Source organism: Lysinibacillus sp. fls2-241-R2A-57, assembly GCF_030209535.1.
Lineage (GTDB): Bacteria > Bacillota > Bacilli > Bacillales_A > Planococcaceae > Lysinibacillus.
In genome coordinates, this window is sequence record NZ_JARVRU010000148.1 from 12,243 (window position 1) to 30,947 (window position 18,705).

The 18,705-nt window shown below is 36.5% G+C and carries 17 protein-coding genes and 1 pseudogene; 7 read left to right on the plus strand and 11 right to left on the minus strand.

Features of this window, described 5'->3' with window-relative positions:
- Nucleotides 1–12: 12 nt before the first annotated feature.
- Both murB and QRN68_RS20470 read right to left on the minus strand, forming a co-directional pair.
- Nucleotides 13–927 (minus strand): UDP-N-acetylmuramate dehydrogenase, encoded by a 915-nt coding sequence (gene murB, locus QRN68_RS20465; protein WP_285398816.1) that lies wholly within the window; start codon nucleotides 925–927, stop codon nucleotides 13–15.
- 222 nt (nucleotides 928–1,149) lie between these two features.
- On the minus strand, nucleotides 1,150–1,455 hold the full coding sequence (locus tag QRN68_RS20470; RefSeq protein WP_285398817.1) for a winged helix-turn-helix transcriptional regulator: 306 nt from the start codon (nucleotides 1,453–1,455) through the stop codon (nucleotides 1,150–1,152).
- Between the two features lie 780 nt (nucleotides 1,456–2,235).
- Between QRN68_RS20470 and QRN68_RS26975 the strand changes: the two genes are divergently transcribed.
- Complete coding sequence (locus QRN68_RS26975; protein ID WP_350224367.1) at nucleotides 2,236–2,385, plus strand: YceI family protein; 150 nt, start codon at nucleotides 2,236–2,238, stop codon at nucleotides 2,383–2,385.
- A 65-nt stretch (nucleotides 2,386–2,450) separates the two neighbouring features.
- Nucleotides 2,451–2,819, plus strand: a complete 369-nt coding sequence (locus tag QRN68_RS20475; protein ID WP_285398818.1) for a DUF2500 domain-containing protein — start codon at nucleotides 2,451–2,453, stop codon at nucleotides 2,817–2,819.
- Nucleotides 2,820–2,849: 30 nt separating this feature from the next.
- Here the strand turns inward: QRN68_RS20475 and QRN68_RS20480 are convergent, their stop codons facing one another.
- The 3 genes and pseudogenes from QRN68_RS20480 to QRN68_RS20490 all read right to left on the minus strand — a co-directional run bounded on the left by QRN68_RS20480 (nucleotide 2,850) and on the right by QRN68_RS20490 (nucleotide 7,088).
- A complete protein-coding gene (locus QRN68_RS20480) occupies nucleotides 2,850–5,210 on the minus strand; it encodes a bifunctional 2',3'-cyclic-nucleotide 2'-phosphodiesterase/3'-nucleotidase (protein WP_285398820.1) in 2,361 nt (786 codons plus the stop codon).
- A gap of 306 nt (nucleotides 5,211–5,516) precedes the next feature.
- The gene (locus QRN68_RS20485; protein ID WP_285398821.1) at nucleotides 5,517–6,143 is read right to left on the minus strand and encodes an FMN-dependent NADH-azoreductase; all 627 of its coding nucleotides are present in this window, start codon (nucleotides 6,141–6,143) and stop codon (nucleotides 5,517–5,519) included.
- Nucleotides 6,144–6,381: 238 nt separating this feature from the next.
- Nucleotides 6,382–7,088, minus strand: a pseudogene (locus tag QRN68_RS20490) (DsbA family oxidoreductase).
- A gap of 126 nt (nucleotides 7,089–7,214) precedes the next feature.
- On the opposite strand from QRN68_RS20490, the gene QRN68_RS20495 reads away from it, so the two are divergent.
- A complete protein-coding gene (locus tag QRN68_RS20495; RefSeq protein WP_285398822.1) occupies nucleotides 7,215–8,594 on the plus strand; it encodes an FAD-dependent oxidoreductase in 1,380 nt (459 codons plus the stop codon).
- 38 nt (nucleotides 8,595–8,632) lie between these two features.
- On the opposite strand, the gene QRN68_RS20500 is transcribed toward QRN68_RS20495, so the two are convergent.
- A complete protein-coding gene (locus QRN68_RS20500; RefSeq protein WP_285398823.1) occupies nucleotides 8,633–9,559 on the minus strand; it encodes a manganese-dependent inorganic pyrophosphatase in 927 nt (308 codons plus the stop codon).
- Nucleotides 9,560–10,212: 653 nt separating this feature from the next.
- On the opposite strand from QRN68_RS20500, the gene QRN68_RS20505 reads away from it, so the two are divergent.
- Nucleotides 10,213–11,013 carry a GNAT family N-acetyltransferase gene (locus QRN68_RS20505; RefSeq protein ID WP_285398824.1) on the plus strand — a complete coding sequence of 267 codons (801 nt, stop codon included), beginning with the start codon at nucleotides 10,213–10,215 and terminating at the stop codon, nucleotides 11,011–11,013.
- Nucleotides 11,014–11,120: 107 nt separating this feature from the next.
- Here QRN68_RS20505 and QRN68_RS20510 read toward each other — a convergent pair whose 3' ends face one another.
- Both QRN68_RS20510 and QRN68_RS20515 read right to left on the minus strand, forming a co-directional pair.
- On the minus strand, nucleotides 11,121–11,987 hold the full coding sequence (locus tag QRN68_RS20510) for a MurR/RpiR family transcriptional regulator (protein ID WP_285398825.1): 867 nt from the start codon (nucleotides 11,985–11,987) through the stop codon (nucleotides 11,121–11,123).
- A 471-nt stretch (nucleotides 11,988–12,458) separates the two neighbouring features.
- Nucleotides 12,459–13,688 carry an MFS transporter gene (locus QRN68_RS20515; RefSeq protein ID WP_285398827.1) on the minus strand — a complete coding sequence of 410 codons (1,230 nt, stop codon included), beginning with the start codon at nucleotides 13,686–13,688 and terminating at the stop codon, nucleotides 12,459–12,461.
- A 205-nt stretch (nucleotides 13,689–13,893) separates the two neighbouring features.
- Here QRN68_RS20515 and thrC point away from each other — a divergent pair, with 205 nt between their 5' ends.
- From thrC to QRN68_RS20530, 3 genes are read left to right on the plus strand one after another with little or no spacing between them, the layout of a single operon-like run.
- Nucleotides 13,894–14,946 (plus strand): threonine synthase, encoded by a 1,053-nt coding sequence (thrC, locus tag QRN68_RS20520; protein WP_285398828.1) that lies wholly within the window; start codon nucleotides 13,894–13,896, stop codon nucleotides 14,944–14,946.
- Entirely contained in the window at nucleotides 14,943–15,851 is a 909-nt protein-coding gene (gene thrB, locus QRN68_RS20525) for a homoserine kinase (protein ID WP_285398830.1), read from the plus strand. Before thrC ends, thrB begins: the two co-directional genes overlap by 4 nt.
- A 33-nt stretch (nucleotides 15,852–15,884) precedes the next feature.
- On the plus strand, nucleotides 15,885–16,568 hold the full coding sequence (locus QRN68_RS20530) for a 2-hydroxy-3-keto-5-methylthiopentenyl-1-phosphate phosphatase (protein WP_285398832.1): 684 nt from the start codon (nucleotides 15,885–15,887) through the stop codon (nucleotides 16,566–16,568).
- A 49-nt stretch (nucleotides 16,569–16,617) separates the two neighbouring features.
- Here the strand turns inward: QRN68_RS20530 and QRN68_RS20535 are convergent, their stop codons facing one another.
- The 3 genes from QRN68_RS20535 to QRN68_RS20545 all read right to left on the minus strand — a co-directional run bounded on the left by QRN68_RS20535 (nucleotide 16,618) and on the right by QRN68_RS20545 (nucleotide 18,514).
- Entirely contained in the window at nucleotides 16,618–17,229 is a 612-nt protein-coding gene (locus QRN68_RS20535) for a phosphatase PAP2 family protein (RefSeq protein WP_285398833.1), read from the minus strand.
- A 209-nt stretch (nucleotides 17,230–17,438) separates the two neighbouring features.
- Complete coding sequence (locus tag QRN68_RS20540) at nucleotides 17,439–17,567, minus strand: hypothetical protein (protein ID WP_285398837.1); 129 nt, start codon at nucleotides 17,565–17,567, stop codon at nucleotides 17,439–17,441.
- A 47-nt stretch (nucleotides 17,568–17,614) separates the two neighbouring features.
- Complete coding sequence (locus QRN68_RS20545; protein ID WP_285398834.1) at nucleotides 17,615–18,514, minus strand: hypothetical protein; 900 nt, start codon at nucleotides 18,512–18,514, stop codon at nucleotides 17,615–17,617.
- Nucleotides 18,515–18,705: the final 191 nt, after the last annotated feature.

Sequence of the window (18,705 nt, forward strand, 5' to 3'; positions counted from 1 at the left end):
GAGCGTAGAGTCCTATAAGTCGTCACCAACGATTTTTACTTCTGTTTCTAAATCGATGCCAAACTTTTCTTTCACCACTCGTTGCACCATTTGAATTGTTGCAATATAGTCAGTAGCCGTTGCATTACCTTTATTAACAATAAAGCCCGCATGCTTCGTTGATACCTCTGCATCACCTACGCCTTTTCCTTGTAAGCCACTATCTTGAATAAGCTTACCTGCAAAGTGACCTGGTGGGCGCTTAAAAACACTCCCCGCAGATGGGTATTCTAACGGCTGCTTAGATTCTCGCTGAAACGTTAAATCAGCAATTTTTGCATCAATTTCTTCCTGCACACCTTTAGCTAATTGAAATTCGGATGATAATACATAGTATCCCTTTTTGGCAATGATACTTTGACGATATCCAAGTTCAAGCTCTTCTTTTGATAATATTAAAATGTCGCCTTCTTTTGTTAACACTTTTGATGAAATAATAATATCCTTAATTTCACCACCATATGCACCTGCATTCATTGCCATAGCTCCACCAATTGAGCCTGGAATACCACATGCAAATTCAAAGCCTGTTAAAGATGCTGCTGCTGCCAGCTTTGATACATCCTTTATAAGTGCACCGCTTTGCGCGTAAACATGGTCACCATTAATATGAATTTCATCTAAATGTGAAAATGTAACAACGATCCCTCGATGACCGCCATCACGAACGACCATATTAGATCCATTACCTAACATTAATAATGGTATATTATTCACGGAAGCATAGCGAATAACCGTTGCTGCCTCATCCTCTGTTTCAGCGAGAACGAAAACATCCGCTTTACCACCTAATTTTGTCATAGTATATTGCTGTAATGATTCATCTAACTTAATATTGGCTGGATTAACGCTCTGTGCTAAATCCGCCACCCATTGTTCTTTTGTCATGAAGCTAATTCCTTTCTAACGTCCTTCTTACTCTACACTAGTATGGATTTAGAACCCTAATTTGACAAGTAAAATGAAGGGTATTTTTTATCTCGCCTTAACAGGTAACGAGACTCCCTGTGCAGAAATGAATAATAGGATAAAGAAAACTCATGGTCATTAGTATTACATATGTCCAATGTTTATCAATCCATCTGAAATTTCGAGATAGACTTCACACTTTTAAAGCCAGTTCGTTGCCCATGATTCGATATTGCGGATTGCTCCTTCGAGTGCACGCCCTTTATCTGTCAAAGAATATTCAACACGTACTGGTACCTCTGAATACACTTTTCGTTCAACAAGCCCTTCTTTTTCTAGCTCTTTTAAACGTTCCGATAATAAACGGCCACTTACAGGTAATGCAGATTCAATCTCATTAAAGCGCTGTGGTCCATCTAATAATTGATATAAAATTAGCCCTGTCCAGCGTTTTCCAATTAAATCCATTGCTTTAGCTAAACGAGGACATAAATTTGTCTCATTCATTTTTTTCACCTCTTATGTAATCTATTGTAACGATTATTTTAAGAAAAGTAAATTTGAAGTAACTTATTTACTATTTATTATTTGATTACTAAGTGTAACTATAGTTATTTTTCATTTTCGGTATTTACTTTTGATACAACATCATATAAAAGCCAATGATGGCATAAAAAAATTAGCCATGCCCGCCCCATTAGAGAGTAGTCATGGTAGTCTAATATTTAATAAAAATAGCCACTTACTTCTATATAAATGCACATGATTTTATTATTATGACTACTTCTATTGTTGCATCCCCTTTAAGAAAACGTTATGTTGACTAACCTGACTTTCATTGAAACATTCACAAAATAAACTTTTACCAATGTAATATTCTCTCATTTTTCCCAAAAACCCATTGAATATCTGGATTGTTTAATTTATCATTCGTGTAAGATACGGTTTAAGGGTGCTTTTTCAATGAAAAAATATACGATTGATTTTAGTCATTCACCTATTGGCTTTTTTGGACGACATATGATGATATCAAAATATATGGTTAATTTGAATCGTACAATGCAGAAATAGCTGTGTCAGATTTTGAACAAATGAAGGATGAAAAAATATCATTCACAATCGCTGTTGCTAGGAAAACTTTGATTGTGATGCACATCTTGTATTTCCTGATTTTTTTGACGCTGACATTTATCCAAAAACTTTATTCACGTCTACATATATTGAAAACTAGAAGATAAGAAGTTTGAGATTCATGTAGATTCAACTGTTAAAGACATAACGATCCCTATCGTATTTACAACAGTATATACAGGGAACAGTGTAAATCCATGGGCGCAAGAAGTACATGGATTTCAAGCTAAGGCACAGATTGACCGTCGGGATTTTAATTTAGTTTATAACATTCTCCTAGAAACAGATGGTGTATTAATTTTGTAGTGGATCTTGAAATAAATCCTTTATAACAACTTCAAGCACAATATTTCATAGATTGGAGGCCTTTTATGATCGGGTTTGATGAATTCTCTTTTGCAAATTCTTTTATTTCGATAATGTTTTTTATCGTGTTCGGCATCATTGCATTTACTATTGTTAAAAGCATCGTACAATGGTCGAAAAACAACAATGAACCATTATTAACAGTACCCGCTATAGTCGTAACAAAACGGTCTAATACTAGTGGAGGTTCTGGTAACTCTAGTGCTCATACATCGTACTATGTTACGTTTGAAGTACAAAGTGGCGATCGTCTAGAATTAAGAATGAATGGTCGTGATTACGGACAGCTTGCAGATGGTGACTTTGGCTTATTAACATTTCAAGGAACACGTTATCACTCATTTGAGCGACAAAAAAAGGAGAGCAGCGTTTAAACAACGCGCTCTCCTTTTAACATTTAATCATTATTTAATTAAATATTTACCAAAGCCGCCTTCTGTATCTCCTAAATATTCGATATTGCTGCCTGTAGGAATAACTTTTTGCGCATCTTTAGCTGAGTTGTAAATAACTTTAGTATTTGCTGGGAATGGTACAAACGACCAGTTGTTATCCGCAGCAGGATTAATTGTTTTATTTTCCATAATGTAATCTATAACAGCTTGGCGATTTTCGTACGCATAGTTTGTTACGTTAGAGCCGTCTGCATTTTTGAATGTGGCACCATAAGATCCACCAACACGGTAGTTGTTTGTAATAATGATGAATTCTTGTTTTAGATCAATTGGTTTACCGTTATATTGTACGTTTTTAATACGGTTCGCTTTTTCGTCTACTAACTTACCACTACGATCATATTTAGGTGATGAAGTTACATCAATTTGATATGTTAAACCATCTAATACATCAAAATTGTAAGAACGTCCTTCTGGGTCAATAATATTTTGTTCTTCCGTTTTATTTGGATCGATTGTCGTAAATATACCAGCAGCCATTTCTAACCATTCAATTGCTTCTGCTCCTGTTACTTTAATCGTTGCAACAGTATTGTCAAAGTGATAGATGTCTGCCATATTTTTAATCGCAAGCGGGCCTACAGGAATATTTGTGTAATCTGCAGGGTTGTTACGTGAGCCTGCTTTGAAAGGTGCACCAGCTGAAAGAAGTGGTGTGTTTTCATCTGCAGTACCTTTTAATTCTTTTTCAATAAACCATTTTTGAGCTTGAGTCACAATTTGAATTGAAGAATCGTCTTGAACCATTGAGAAATAGCTATGGATTGGTGCTGTTGTCTCACCCACAGGTTGACGAATATACTTTAACGTACCTTCATGTGCTTCTTTAATTGCATCTAAAACTGTTTTAGATGGTTTTAAGCCTTCCTGTTTAATAGAACGGATAGAACCTTGTCCATCCACTACAGCCCATTTAGAGCCTTGTTGTTCTAGCTTTAAGTCAATAACGCCAAGATAGCTACCATAGCTTCCTGCCATTACAGTAGGTACACCGTTAATCGTACCTTTTTCTTGGTCAACATTTTTAAGATTTTTATAGTCACCTGGGAACGTTAAATGAGAGTGACCTGTAATTAAAGCGTCGACACCTTCAATCTCAGAAATTTGGTATCCAATGTTTTCAGCACCTTTTACATAAGTGTCCTCACCAATACCTGAGTGTGAAAGAACCACAATTACGTCTGCTCCAGCTTTTTGCATTTCTGGTACAACTTCTTTTACCGCTTCAACTGGTTCTTGCATCTCTACTTTACCTGCTAAATGGATAGCATCCCATTCAACAATTTTCGTAGGTACAATACCTGTAACGCCGACTTTAAGTGTGTGTTTTTTACCTGTATTATCTACAACCTCTTTATCAAGAATGACATAAGGTTCATACATATGTTTTTTTGTTTTAGCATCGTAAGTGTTAGCATTTACGACTGGATATTTTGCATCATTTAATACTTCATCTAAAAACTCTAAGCCATAGTTGAACTCGTGGTTTCCTAAAGTTCCACCATCATATTTCAGTGCATTAAGTGCAGCAATAGCTGGATGAACTTCACCTGGCTTTAAAACGTTCTCTAACGCTTTATAAGAGCCTAGTGGCGTTCCTTGAATTAGATCGCCATTATCAAATAATAATGTATTCGGGTTCTTAGCACGAGCTTGTTCAATTAATGTAGCGGTGTTTGCTAAACCTACAGTAGCTGATTCAGCATCTAAGAAATAATTATAATTTGCAAGATTTGTATGAATATCTGTTGTACCTAAAATTTGAAGATCCACTGAAGTTGCAGATGTAGGTAATTTGTATTCAGCTACAAAGCGTTCAACAATGCTTTGCATTTGCTCAGTTGTTACATACTCGCGAGGACGAATTGTGTCATCCTCAAAACCTTGTAATATGTTTGCCGCAACAGCATTTGCTAAATCTTGCTTATGTGTACTAGCAATTTGATCTGCATCCTTAAACTTATCTAATACAGAAAGCGGAGCGTTTTCATTCACTAATCCACGAGCAGAAATAACAAATGCTTGTTGACGCGTCATTTTATCGTTTGGACCAAACAATGTCGGAGTTTTACCTTTAATAAGTTTCAACTCTACTGCTTTTTCTACATACGGGGCTAAATCCTTAGGGACGTCAGTGAAGGTAAGTGTGGAACCATCCCCCAGCTCGACATTTAAGCTTTCTACTAATTCTTTCACGTAATCTCCACGAGTCACGTCGTTTGATGCAGCATTTGCGGAAAATCCAAATGGCAACACCGTGAACAGAACAAGTAACATCGCTAAAAATTTAGTCATTAATTTCTTATTCATGTAACAGCCTCCTTATAAATCTAATATTTTCCTACGATTTCTATTATAGTATACTAATTTATATTTTAACTGAATAAATAGACCTAATTGTATGTACTTTTAAACGAATAGCCAAACACTTTACAGGAAAATGATAGATTAATATTATGTCATAATCATTCATCATAATCTGATGTTATTAAATGTAAATCAATAAAAAGTCCCCAGCACCAATATGTCAGACCTCCTTATCACTACCGTACCTCTATGAAAAAAGTAAAAAAAGTCCTCTCAAATTAGAGAGAACTTTTATCAATAAATAATTTATTATGCATTTACAGTTTGTAAAGATTGAGCTACTTTTTTAACTAACTCTAGGCCATTTGCAATAATCTCTTGAGCTTTATCTGGTGAAGCATTATGACCTTCAATGATAACTTCATCGATAATTTCCATACCGAATATGCCACCAACAACGTTTTTAATGTAATTAACTGACATTTCCATCGGCTGAGCTTCTGGTAATGAATAGTAACCACCACGAGCATTTAAAATGATAGCCTTTTTGTCAGTCATTAAGCTAACTAATTGACCGTTTTCACCATATTTAAATGTATAACCAGCTTGGAATACATAGTCAATGAAAGTTTGTAATGTCGCTGGGATTGTTAAATTCCAAAGTGGGAAAGCAAATACGACTACGTCAGCTGCCGTTAAAGCATCCATAGCTTTTTGTTTAGCCGCTAATAGACGTGATTCGATGTCAGTTAACTCTTCACCGTTTTGTACTTTACCAAAAGCATTGAAAAGATCTTGACCGAAATAAGGCATGTCTTCTGCGAATACGTCAAAAGTCGTTACATTTACACCCTGTACATTTTCCATAAATGTGTCATACATTTTTGTTGAAATACCATCCGGACGGTTGTTAGCTTTTACTACTAATACATTCATTATATAAATTCTCCCTTAAAACTCACAATTTAATATCTCGAATTCAAGATATATAAGTATATTAAAAAATTTCCTATAAAAAGTCAATGCTAGTAGACTCAGACTTTTGGCTGAAATGTTGATATTTCAATTCATAATGTGGAGTAGATTTCCGTTTGATCGGGTCCTCCACTATTCTGATCGGCTTCCTTTCAAAACTGATCAGATCCTATTATTTCTTGACCTTGTTCCAACAGAATTAAAATTTACAGCTATCATCCGTACAAACTCCACCATCTTCAGAGCCTGCCATCTTTAGCCCAGGTTGTAAGCCTTCTTCCTCCGCTACTTTACGCAAAGTTTCTTCAAATACTTCTTGAGGTTGTGCCCCAGAAATACCGTACTTGCGATTTAACACAAAGAACGGTACGCCTCGTACGCCAAGTTGTAGCCCTTCTTGTATATCAGTCTCTACCTCAATTTTAAATTCATCGTTTGAAAGAACCTTTGCAACTTCTTCACGATTCAGACCTACTTGCTCAGCAATATCGATTAAAACGTCATCCTGCCCAATACGCTTTGCTTCGATAAAATAATTGCGTAACAGTGCTTCAACAAGTTCAGTAACATCCCCTTGCTGTTCTGCCCATTTTACAAGGCGATGCGCTTTTAATGTATTTTCCTCCATTAGCTTATCGAAATTATAATCTAACCCAACTTCTTTTGCGCGAGCAGCAACACCTTGCGTCATTTCCTTTCTTTTTCTAGCGACATTCCATACTTTTTCGCCAATGCTTCATACGTAGACACATTTGTATCCACTGGTGTTGTTGGGTCAAGTTGATAGCTTTTATAAACGAGCTCTATCTGCCCTGCAAAGCCAGTATCCTGAATCGCCTGTTCCAATTGTTTTTTACCAATATAACAAAATGGACATACATAATCTGACCAGATTTCAATTTTCATAGCTTGTCACGCTCCTTTGGCTACATTGTAGCGATAGTAATTATACTAAGGCAATTTTTATGCTTCATTGTTTAAATTCCCACATCAATCTACATACTGAACGTAAAAACAATGTGAGGGTTATGTATGACACAATCTCTTTGGCTCGGAACAATTGATCCCGTCTCACTATCATCTCTTCCTGCATCAACAACTTGTGATGTATGTATAATCGGTGGAGGCTTGACAGGACTATATACAGCCTATGTCTTGGCAAAATCAGGTGTAGATGTGGTCTTGCTTGAGGCAAATTCCCATATCGGTCATGGTACGACCGGTCATTCAACAGGAAAATTAACTGCACAGCATAGCTTAGTTTATGCTGATCTTATTGAAAAACTTACTGTAGATGAGGCACGGCTTTATTATCAGCTCAACCAAATAGCTGTAGAAAAAGCATTACAGTTACTTCCTAAAGAAAGCATTCAACAAGTAGATTCATTGCTTTATTGCCAAACAAAAGAAGGCTATGCCCAATTATTAAAAGAATGGAATGCCTATAAAGTATTAAATATTAAGGCGAATTTAACCTCTGATACAGAGCTTCCCTTTCCGATTACAAAAGCACTTAGCATGTCCCAGCAGGCACAAATACATCCTGTAGAAGTTTGTAATTTCCTTGTAAAAGAAGCATTATCAATGGGCGCAAAAATCTATACCAATACCCGTGTTCAGCAATTAAACATACCACAAAATAGCTTACATACCGCAAATGACATGTCGGTTCAATACAACAAGCTTATTTTGGGCACACACTATCCAATCGAAGCCTTTAGAGGACTACAGCTTTTTAAACTTTCTAACAGCCGCTCCTATATGATTGCTGGCAAAATTACTGATACACTGCAAGGACAATATTTATGCGTAGATAATCCTACTCGCTCTATTCGGACGGCTACCATTAACGACGAGCATTATTTAGTTTTAGGTGGGTCTAATCATATTGCAGGTGAAGTAACCGATACGGAGCCCTTTTATGAGGCTATTCAAAATGAAATGAAGGAGCATTTCGATCAGGAGCCGATCTATCGATGGTCAGCACAGGACATTGAAACACCTGACATGGTACCTTATGTTGGCAGAATTACAAAGTCCTTGCCTAATGTTTTCATCGCAACTGGCTATCGAAAATGGGGAATTTCTAATTCTTTTGTAGCTGGAGATTTACTATCCTCTCTAATAACTGGGGCAAGTAATGAGGATGGTGCCATTGCTCTTTATTCACCATCGCGTACAAAATTCGGGGCTCAGTTCATGCAAATGCTAAAAGTAGGTGGCTTCGTAGCTAAGGAGTTTGTAACAGGCTATGTTAGACATGCCAGTACCCCAACTTGCACGCATTTAGGCTGTAAAACAAAATGGAATGAAGCCGATGAAACTTGGGATTGCCCTTGTCACGGCTCTCGCTTTAATGCTAAAGGTGAAGTACTTGAAGGCCCTGCCGTACATCCATTAAAACTAGATTGAAAAAAGAGGTTGCCTTTTTCAGGACAACCTCTTTTCCATTATTTCAATGCTTCAGTTAAAACTGGAACGATTTGTTTTTTACGAGATACAACACCTGGTAAGATTACTCGATTATTTACAAGTTCTGCACCAAATCCTTTTGCTGCAGCCTCTGCTACTTGTCCAATTGCAACAGCTGTTGAGTCATTGTTTAAAATATCTGTTACAACGAAGAAGAATAAGTCTAAGCCATTTTCAGCTACATTTTTGTTTAACAAAATTTCTAATTCCTCTTGGCGACCAAGCACATCGTTAATATCGACAGCGTTTACCTGAGCTACTACAGATTTATATTCACCGAATTGGAATTCTTTTGCATCCAAAGATAAAAGATCTTCTAATGATTTATCTGAAAGGTCAGCACCTGCTTTAAGCATTGCTAATCCGTATTCAGCAACATCAACACCTGCAATTTTAGCTAGTTCCTCACCAGCTTTTACATCTTGCTCTGTGCAAGTTGGAGATTTGAATAACAATGTATCAGAAACGATGGCAGAAAGCATTAATCCAGCGATGTTTGCTGGGATTTCTACGCCATTTTCCTTGAAAATTTTGTTTAAAATCGTTGCAGTACAGCCTACAGGTTCTGCACGGTAGTATAGTGGATCAGCTGTTTGGAAGTTAGCAATACGGTGATGATCAATTACTTCTGTAATTTGTACTTCTTCAATGCCATCAGCTGATTGCTGGAATTCATTGTGATCCACAAGAATTACTTTTTCTGCTTCTCCAACTACTGAAGTAATTAATCGAGGTGCCTCAAAGCCAAATTTGTCTAATGCAAATTTTGTTTCATTATTTACTTCCCCAAGACGCACAGCTTCAGCATCTACTCCGATTTGTTGCTTTAAATATGCATATACAAGTGCAGACGTTATTGTGTCTGTATCTGGATTTTTATGGCCAAAAACTAAAACTTTACTCATTAAATTAATTCCTCCTAAATGGCAATAACATTTGTATTTTATTTTATCATACCTTATGGACTAACATGATATAAAGTGAAACTTTGTCTGAATAGGTTCATAACGTGTGGTTGATTTCTTTGATAGAAAGAGCTTGTTTTTCGATAAAAGCTCAAATAGTTTCGATAAAGAGCGATTTTGTTTCGATAAATCAAAGTATGATTTCCTTTCCGACTGGGGGCTTCCGGTGAGCCGCTTGGGCCTACACGATGTAGGTCACGAAGGCATTATCACAGGACGTGATGTTTTTAGCCTTCGTTCCTCTGCCTGCTCGCTCCAGGATCTCATCTGTGACGCTAATCCCCAAGGAGTCGCTCAATCTGCACTCCTGACAACTTATATACATGACATACGTTTTAACAAATTGTTATCCTCAACTCTTGATAACCAGGTAAAATTTACCTTAAATTACTATTCGTTGATTATTATTAAATTTATTATAATTATATATTTTTACCATCCTGTTTTTAACAATTAATAATAACAATGTGTAGTTAATTAAAAAATTTTACTAAAAATAGATATATAGTTGCGTTTTTATATTTAAGAAACCGTAATTTTATGCTATCATCAGGTAGTCTATATTTTAGGATATACAAGAAATGGGGATTACGATGACAAAGAAGATGGAAAAAAAGTATATTCCTTTAGCAAATTATTTTGAAGTAGCTTTACAACAAGAAATTACTTTATCTTTTAGTGAACTAGAAAATATTATGGGACAAGCCTTACCAAATGCCGCTTACTTGAATAGAAGCTGGTGGAAGAAAACAAAACCCCCTCTCTCTCACTATTTGTCATGGACAAATGCAGGCTACTATGTCATTGATGTGAAGCTCGGCACAAGTGTAACTTTCTCTCGTACACAAATGAAGACTACAAGCAACATTTCTAAAAATGACGATAACCAATCTGCCTACATAATTCGTGCAATTGAAGCATCCGACGCTAGATCATTTATTCATTTGCAAGAAGAAATTTTCCAACAAACTGATTTCATGTATAACATACAAAACGAATTAGATCTTACAGTTCAACAGCTTCGTAAAGATTTAGTTTATTGGAAACAACTGAAAAACCGTACGATTTTACTTTGTATATTAAATGGGATTTTTGCTGGCTATGCCGTCGTCCATGGATATAAACACTCTAAAGCTAAACATGTTGCATCAATCCGCATAGCTGTTATGGAAAAGTATCAACGACAAGGTATTGGTTCAGCTCTTATGAAGGCAGTTGAAAGTTGGTCTAAACAGCGGGATATTTCACGCTTAGAATTAACTGTTATGGAACATAATGACAACGCTTTAAATTTGTTTAAAAAACTAGGGTTTCAACAAGGAGGTATTCGACAAAATGCTATTAAACTAAATGATGCCTTTATTAACGAATATAGCTTAAGTAAAATTTTATAAGCTTCTTTTTCAAGGATGTCTAAATATTATTTGGACATCTTTTTTATGTGTAGCCTTGTAAAATAAAAAACGCATAGATCAGTACATATCTACGCGTTGTAATATATTTAGAAAACTTGCTTTTCTCTTGCTGTATCTAAGAATAATAAATTATTTTCTAATAGCTCATACGATTGCTGATATTTCTCATATTGCGTCTTATCCTGACTGACCATTTCCTCAATTAGCGCATGTAAAAACGAAAACAAAACTGGAACAACATCCAATGAAGATTGCTTCTTCATACCAAGTGTAAATAACGCACTTGCATATTCCCGAACAGACGATAACGCCGAACTAGTAATGGCAATAATTTTTGCCTTTTTCTTTTTTGCAATTTCTACAATCGTTTGAATATCGTTTGAATGTTTGTCCCATGAAAAAACAATTAACGTCGTATGCTCCCCCATACTGTTAATTTGCTGTACAATATCATCTGATTCTGAGCGAAGCTGTTTCACATTTGGACGTAAAGTTTTCAGTGTGGACGATAACCAATTTGCAATGGACGCAGCTTGACGAGTACCTAAAATGTATACATTATCTGCCTCATGCATCCATTTTGAGCTTTTTCGAAGCATGTTATCGCTAATCAAATGAATCGTATCTTGAATGTTTTGAATATCACGTTGCATTATCTTACCAAAATTCGAAGCATTCCCCTTACTTGTAGAATATGTAGGTTGAAAACTCACCTCATCATTTTGCGCCATTAAGTAGCTTCTAATTTCATCTTGAAGCTCTACATAACCCGATAAATCCATCGCATAACAAAAACGTATAACTGTCGATTCACTAACATTAGCTTGTCTACCAACTTCCGCTGCGCCGTTCCCAATTACAGCTGAAGGATTATTCATAACAAATTGCGCAACTTTACGCTGTCCCTTCGACAGCCTAACAAACCTTCTTTTTATTTCTTCATTAATACTCATTTTTAACAACCTTTCTTTCAATAAAATTTCAAGAATGGAGATTGTTTCCTTCTGACTCTAAATTCGATTAAAAATACAGTATCACGATTACAATCTGAATACAATGACTTTTCTGAAAAATCTTCAACGCTTTAACTCACTAATATGATGGTTCATGGAAAATATCATTACAGCAATATTATTCATAGTATCTTTATCAACTTATTCTAAAAGTTTAATTTTGTATTGATTTGGATCATCACCATAACGTAGGGTTAATTACCGTTCCGATTGGACGCTTTTCTTGGAACTTCCGATGAGCCTTTGATTTATAATTCTAACAGATTAATCAAAATATTTGTATAAAAATTAATAACAACTCATTTTTATGTATTTAAAAAGCAAATTAATTACGCTTTAATTATTGGATCGGCACCAAAAACATATAAAAATGTCTTGGACTATTGTTAATCCAAGACATGATTCATTTTGCTATTCTAATTCGATTTGTTTCGTTTCTTTACCTAAGAACACTACCCCAACAACACCAATAATAATCGCTCCGCAGAAAATTGCAAAGATGAAGCCGATATCATAACCTGCTGTTAATAAAACTCCTACTAACAGAGGACCAAAAATACCACCAATGCGCCCAGCAGCTGCTGCCATTCCTGCACCAGTACCACGAATAATTGCAGGATACTGCTCTGGTGTGTAGGCATAAAGTGCACCCCATGCCCCTAAGTTAAAGAACGATAACAACATTCCTGATGTTAATAGTACCGCCATTGTTTCAGCATTACCGAAAATGAAAGCACTTACAGCTGTACCAATTAAATAGGAAACGAGTACAAACTTCCGGCCAAACTTTTCTATAAACCATGCAGCTGTAAAATAACCTGGTAGCTGTGCAAGCGTCATAATGAGAACATATTTAAAGCTCGTAATCATATCGAAGCCTTTACCAACCATTACACTTGGTAGCCACAAAAACATACCGTAATACGAGAATACAACCGTAAACCATAACACCCATAACATCAGTGTTGAGCGTGCATATTTTTTCGACCAAACATCTCGCATGTTTTGCCCAATGCTTCGTTTTTTAGACTCTGCCTTCACTGTAAATTGTGAGGAGTCTGGTAAGTGCCAGCGAAGATAAATGGCATAGAATGCCGGAATTGCCGTTAGCAATAAAGCAACTCGCCATCCCCATGTAGGAATAACAAAATACGAGATTAGTGCAGCGATTAACCAACCAGCCGCCCAGAAGCTTTCCAGTAAAACAACCACTCGCCCACGCTCTTTAGCTTCTACACTCTCTGAAACTAGCGTTGATGCGACTGGTAATTCTCCTCCTAGCCCCATGCCTACAAAAAAACGTAGTGCCATAAAAGCTGCTAAAGAAGTTGTAAATGCAGACAAGCCACTTGCAACAGAAAATAATACAAGCGTCCACATAAAAATTTGCTTACGTCCCACTTTATCAGCAAATACTCCGAAAACTAGCGCTCCTACAGCCATCCCAATTGAGTTAATGCTACCTATCCAGCCCGATTGACTTGGTGTTAATCCCCACTCAGCTGCTAATGCTGCAATAACGAATGATAATATTCCTACATCCATTGCATCGAAAAGCCAACCTACACCTGCTACTCCCAAAAGTTTATTGCGAGAAATTGATTGTTGAGACTTATTCGTTGCTACTGTATTTGTTGTCATCTTCATCACCTGTCTTTACACTTGACTTTACATCATTAAGTTTACTATACAGTTGTTTCAAGAAAGTGACAAGCAAAATTCAAATTACCGAATTGTTTCGACAATTTCCCAAATGCTATTGAAAACATAGGGCAATTTGCGTTAAAATGTCTTTTATACAAAAACAACTGTTCTTTCTATAAGAACAAAAGGAGATCGTAACGTTATGTGGAAAGGCCTTATTGAAGAATATAAACAATTTTTACCCGTAACAGAAAACACACCTGCTTTAACTTTAAACGAAGGCAATACGCCTCTTATACATTTAGTAAATTTATCTAAAAAACTTGGCATTGAGCTTTATGGAAAAATCGAAGGCGCAAATCCAACAGGTTCATTCAAAGACCGTGGTATGGTATTTGCCGTTGCAAAAGCAATTGAAGAAGGTAGCAAATGTGTTATTTGTGCTTCAACTGGTAACACATCAGCCGCTGCAGCAGCTTATGCAGCACGTGCTGGAATCCAATCTATAGTTGTTATCCCTAAAGGAAAAGTGGCACTTGGTAAGCTAGCCCAAGCGACAATGTATGGGGCAAAGATTATTGAGATTGACGGTAATTTCGATGATGCATTAAATATTGTTCGTCAAGTAAGCGAAACTACTCCGGTGGCACTTGTAAACTCTGTAAATCCATTCCGCATCGAGGGGCAAAAAACAGCATCTTTTGAAATAGTAGATGCTTTAGGGGCAGCTCCAGATTACCTTTGCATCCCTGTTGGTAACGCAGGTAACATTACTGCTTACTGGAAGGGCTTTAAAGAATATAACGAAGCAAAAGGCTCTGGTCTACCAAAGATGTTTGGCTTTGAAGCTGAAGGTGCAGCGGCAATTGTAAAAGGTGAACCAATCGCTAATCCTGAAACAGTGGCAACAGCCATTCGTATTGGTAATCCTGCAAGCTGGAAATTTGCTGAAGCAGCTCGTGATGAGTCTGGTGGAATTATTGATTCAGTTACAGACGAAGAAATTTTGGCTGCTTACAAATTAATTGCTGGTACTGAAGGGATTTTCGTTGAACCAGGCTCAGCTGCATCATTGGCAGGTGTTATTAAATCAGTTGAAAATGGCAAAATTGCGAAAGGCTCTAAAGTTGTTACAATCTTCACGGGTAATGGTTTGAAAGATCCTGATACTGCAATGAATGTCTCTACTGTAGATGTTGTCTCACTTAAAAACGATGAGGAAGAAATTCGAAAATATATCGAGGGCGTACTATGAGTGACATGTGGCAAATCTCAGTTCCTGGAAGCACAGCCAATCTAGGCCCTGGCTTTGATTCAATAGGACTTGGCTTGTCTCTTTACTTGAAACTAACTGTGTCTTTACAGGATAGATGGGAAATTATTCACCTTGATGATAATGGTCCTAAAGAGTTTGAGCTGGAAGAGCACTTACTATACGTGATTGCTAAAAAAATTGCTGATCAATACGGTAAGCAGCTACCTGCCTGCCGTGTCGAAATGGCAAGTGATCTTCCATTAGCTCGTGGTTTAGGGAGCAGCGCAGCGGTCATCGTTGCTGGAATTGAACTTGCTAACCAAGTCTGTGAGCTGAACTTAACTGTGCAGGATAAACTCAATTTATCCTCACAAATCGAAGGACACCCAGACAATGCAACTGCTTCCGTATTAGGAGGATTAACAATTTCTTCAATGGATGAGAATGGCATTGTGGATACATTCCATGTCAATGATATCGATGTTTCCTTTGTAGTATACGTGCCCGATGTCGAACTAAAAACAAGCGAATCTCGTTCTGTTTTACCAGAACAATTTGATCGAGCATATGCGGTGCATGCTTCTGCAAATGCTAATATGTTAGCCGCTTCATTAATGGCTCGTGATTTTGAACGTGCAGGGCACTATATGGAAAAAGACTTATTTCATGAGCCTTTCCGTGCCAAACTAATTCCACGATTTTCAGAAATTCATGAAGCTGCGAAGGCTAACGGTGCATTTGGAACAGCTTTAAGTGGTGCAGGGCCAACACTGATTTCCATTATCCCTACTGCTATTGCACATGATTTCGTAAATGCCATGAAAAATCAATTTCTAGAGCATCAAATTATCTTAACAAAAGCCGATGAATATGGTGTACAGGTGAAATTTGGACGTCTACTGTAAAGGTAGACGTTTCTTTTTGAAGGAGGAAGTAGCGTGAAACCAATTATATTCTGTGACTTTGATGGCACTATAACAGAAACTGATAATATCGTCTCACTTATGACTCAATTCGTACCAGAGGAATCTGAGAAAATTGCTAAGGCAATGATGGAACAAAAATTAACCTTTAAAGATGGCGTGTCAGCAATGTTCGAGCTATTATCAACTAAACAAAAGGATACTGTTATTAAATATTTATTGGATACGGCCATTATACGTGAGGGCTTTGACGATTTCGTTCGTTTTGCACAAGAGAAACATATTCCGTTTTACATTGTTAGTGGAGGTGTCGATTTTTTCATTGAGCCACTACTAAAAAAATACGGTCCATTTTCTGGTATATATTGCAATAGCGCTGATTTTTCAGAACAACAAATTAAACTCGTCTTTCCCAATAGCTGTGATGAAGAATGTGAGAAATTTGAGACACAGGGCTGTGGATGTTGCAAACCAAGCGTCATGCGAAAAGTAGCACAGCGTGATCATTTTAAAATCGTGATTGGAGATTCCCTTTCTGATTTTGAGGCTGCAAAACAGGCAGATTTAGTACTTGCTAGGGATCATCTTATTAAACGCTGTGAAGACCTTCACCTTCCATATAAGCGCTTTGAGACATTCTATGACTGCTTAGAGGCTGTAAAGGAGCTTATGGATGCAGAAAAGGCTGTAAAAATGTAAACATAACAAAGGGAGCCATTCTTCAATTAAGATGGCTCCCTTTCCACGTTCAAGATTCCTTATTCATTTTAAAATGTCTTTTGCGACGTTCATACCAAATGACACAGATTATGAACCAAGTATAACCCATACTCCATCCAGCCAATACATCTGAAGCAAAATGACGAGCTCCTGCAACTCGAGACAAACCAATAAGCACTGTTAATATAATTGCCCCAAGCCAAAGTAGCGTTTTTCTCCCCTTGCTATTATTCTCTGAAAATATATAAGCGATTGTAAATAAATACAAGATACCTGTCATAGAATGCCCTGATGGAAAGCTAAAGGATGTTAATTGATCTTCAATTTCAGGTCTTGGTCGCTGTACCCATTTTTTTAATAATTGGTTAAGAATATTTCCGCCTGCAAATGTTAACAAAACAAATAATATAGCTCGGTAATTTTTTACCTTCCATGCTAAATACACTACGAGAACGATAGCCACAGACACTACAAATGCCGGTTCTCCTATGTAATGGAAAAATTCGATAAAACGATTACCGAAAAAGAGATTTGCCATTTTTGTATCAAAATTATTGATAAACTCACTTTGATAAGTAACTCGTAACACAAAAAAGGTAATCAGCGTTACTATCGCCAAAGGATATGCCCATTTTTTCATTTCATACTTCACCTCAAAACTAAATCATGTCATGCTGTTTTATTTTTCACATCATAACATATTTAAGTAAGTTAGAGGTAAATTTGCTTTTTATCACGCAGTAACGTGCAGTATTTTATCTATACTGAAAGCGAAACAATGCCCGATTGGTAAAGACTAATAATCAGCGGGGATGAAGAACCCTCACTGATTATTAGTCTTCACTCGATTTAACCTAACGTACTCCCTCTGTCCAGGGTAATGACAAATGTTTTTTTGTCAGGTTTATTAAAATAATTTGAAAGTACCAACGCAACGATAAATAAGATTGCAACGATAGATATGATCTTTCTAAACAAAATAAACACTTCCTCATCCCTTAATATCATGTTCAGTTTGAATTATTTTATTTTAATAATACAGGATCAAATAGCCAATCCATTGGTCCAAAGTTCGTATCCTTCTCGCCTTTTACCTCACGAGATATATTGTTTTTAATAACCAATTCTCTGAACCTTCTACTAAACAAAGTTTTTCTATATAAATATCTTCCATCATGGCTCCATTCTGCAGACAGGAATATATCACCTGTTACGTTTGTTAAATCTTCACGCTTATAACTATCAGGTCCATTGATAACCCCACTTAATCCGCAGCGACACGGAGGTTGCTCTGTCGCAAAATACAACTTAACTCTTTCAGTGCTACATTCTGGCAATACTTGTGTCGGTATAATTTGAAAAGCTTTTTGCTTCCCTTCTTCTGGTCCTTGATGAATAACCTCTAAAAGTTCATAGCCTCTAATATTCTCTTGTTTCATTAATGTCACTAATTCCTGTGAAGCTACCCAATATCCGCTCACATGAACTAGATGGCGATCTTTCATTTCTGTTGTATCTATCACTAATGGTGAAAGTTGCTCTTTCTCCATTAGTCCACAATGCTGGCAATAGGTGCTTATAGAAAATAAAGTTCCTTTATCATCTATAAACATATCAGGTGAGTTACCTGTTGAGTTTAATGTAAACAATGGTGCTTGCTCATATTCACTCTCTGAAAAATCAAAGTAAAAACGTTCTCCAATTGAAACAATCCCTAATTCGCGTTCCAATGATTTATATAACGCTGCTACATGCTCATATGTTACATCTTCATTTAATGTAAAAATAGGATTAAATGATGCCTTTAAATTTCTTTTTCTTATTTCAGTGGCACCAATACAAATCCCATAGCGGTTATACACTTTAATAACTTGATCTTGACTAGATTCATCTATAGAAAATAAATTTTCAAGTTCTACTTTCAAAATACACGCCTACCTTTATATAAAGTTTTATGGTGAAGTATGTTGACTAGCTAGTATCTTAAAAAATCTACAATCTCTACTTTATTCATAGATAGTCAGGCTGCTTATTTTAAACGAAATCTTTTATATATTATTACAGGTGTGTTGATTAACCATTTTTATACATTCGAAGAGGCTGATTTCCGCTACGG

Coding starts and splice junctions, on each gene's coding strand:
- murB (WP_285398816.1), bottom strand. CDS start 927: ATGACAAAAGAACAATGGGTGGCGGATTTAGCACAGAGCGTTAATCCA.
- QRN68_RS20470 (WP_285398817.1), bottom strand. CDS start 1,455: ATGAATGAGACAAATTTATGTCCTCGTTTAGCTAAAGCAATGGATTTA.
- QRN68_RS20475 (WP_285398818.1), top strand. CDS start 2,451: ATGATCGGGTTTGATGAATTCTCTTTTGCAAATTCTTTTATTTCGATA.
- QRN68_RS20480 (WP_285398820.1), bottom strand. CDS start 5,210: ATGAATAAGAAATTAATGACTAAATTTTTAGCGATGTTACTTGTTCTG.
- QRN68_RS20485 (WP_285398821.1), bottom strand. CDS start 6,143: ATGAATGTATTAGTAGTAAAAGCTAACAACCGTCCGGATGGTATTTCA.
- QRN68_RS20495 (WP_285398822.1), top strand. CDS start 7,215: ATGACACAATCTCTTTGGCTCGGAACAATTGATCCCGTCTCACTATCA.
- QRN68_RS20500 (WP_285398823.1), bottom strand. CDS start 9,559: ATGAGTAAAGTTTTAGTTTTTGGCCATAAAAATCCAGATACAGACACA.
- QRN68_RS20505 (WP_285398824.1), top strand. CDS start 10,213: ATGACAAAGAAGATGGAAAAAAAGTATATTCCTTTAGCAAATTATTTT.
- QRN68_RS20510 (WP_285398825.1), bottom strand. CDS start 11,987: ATGAGTATTAATGAAGAAATAAAAAGAAGGTTTGTTAGGCTGTCGAAG.
- QRN68_RS20515 (WP_285398827.1), bottom strand. CDS start 13,688: ATGACAACAAATACAGTAGCAACGAATAAGTCTCAACAATCAATTTCT.
- thrC (WP_285398828.1), top strand. CDS start 13,894: ATGTGGAAAGGCCTTATTGAAGAATATAAACAATTTTTACCCGTAACA.
- thrB (WP_285398830.1), top strand. CDS start 14,943: ATGAGTGACATGTGGCAAATCTCAGTTCCTGGAAGCACAGCCAATCTA.
- QRN68_RS20535 (WP_285398833.1), bottom strand. CDS start 17,229: ATGAAAAAATGGGCATATCCTTTGGCGATAGTAACGCTGATTACCTTT.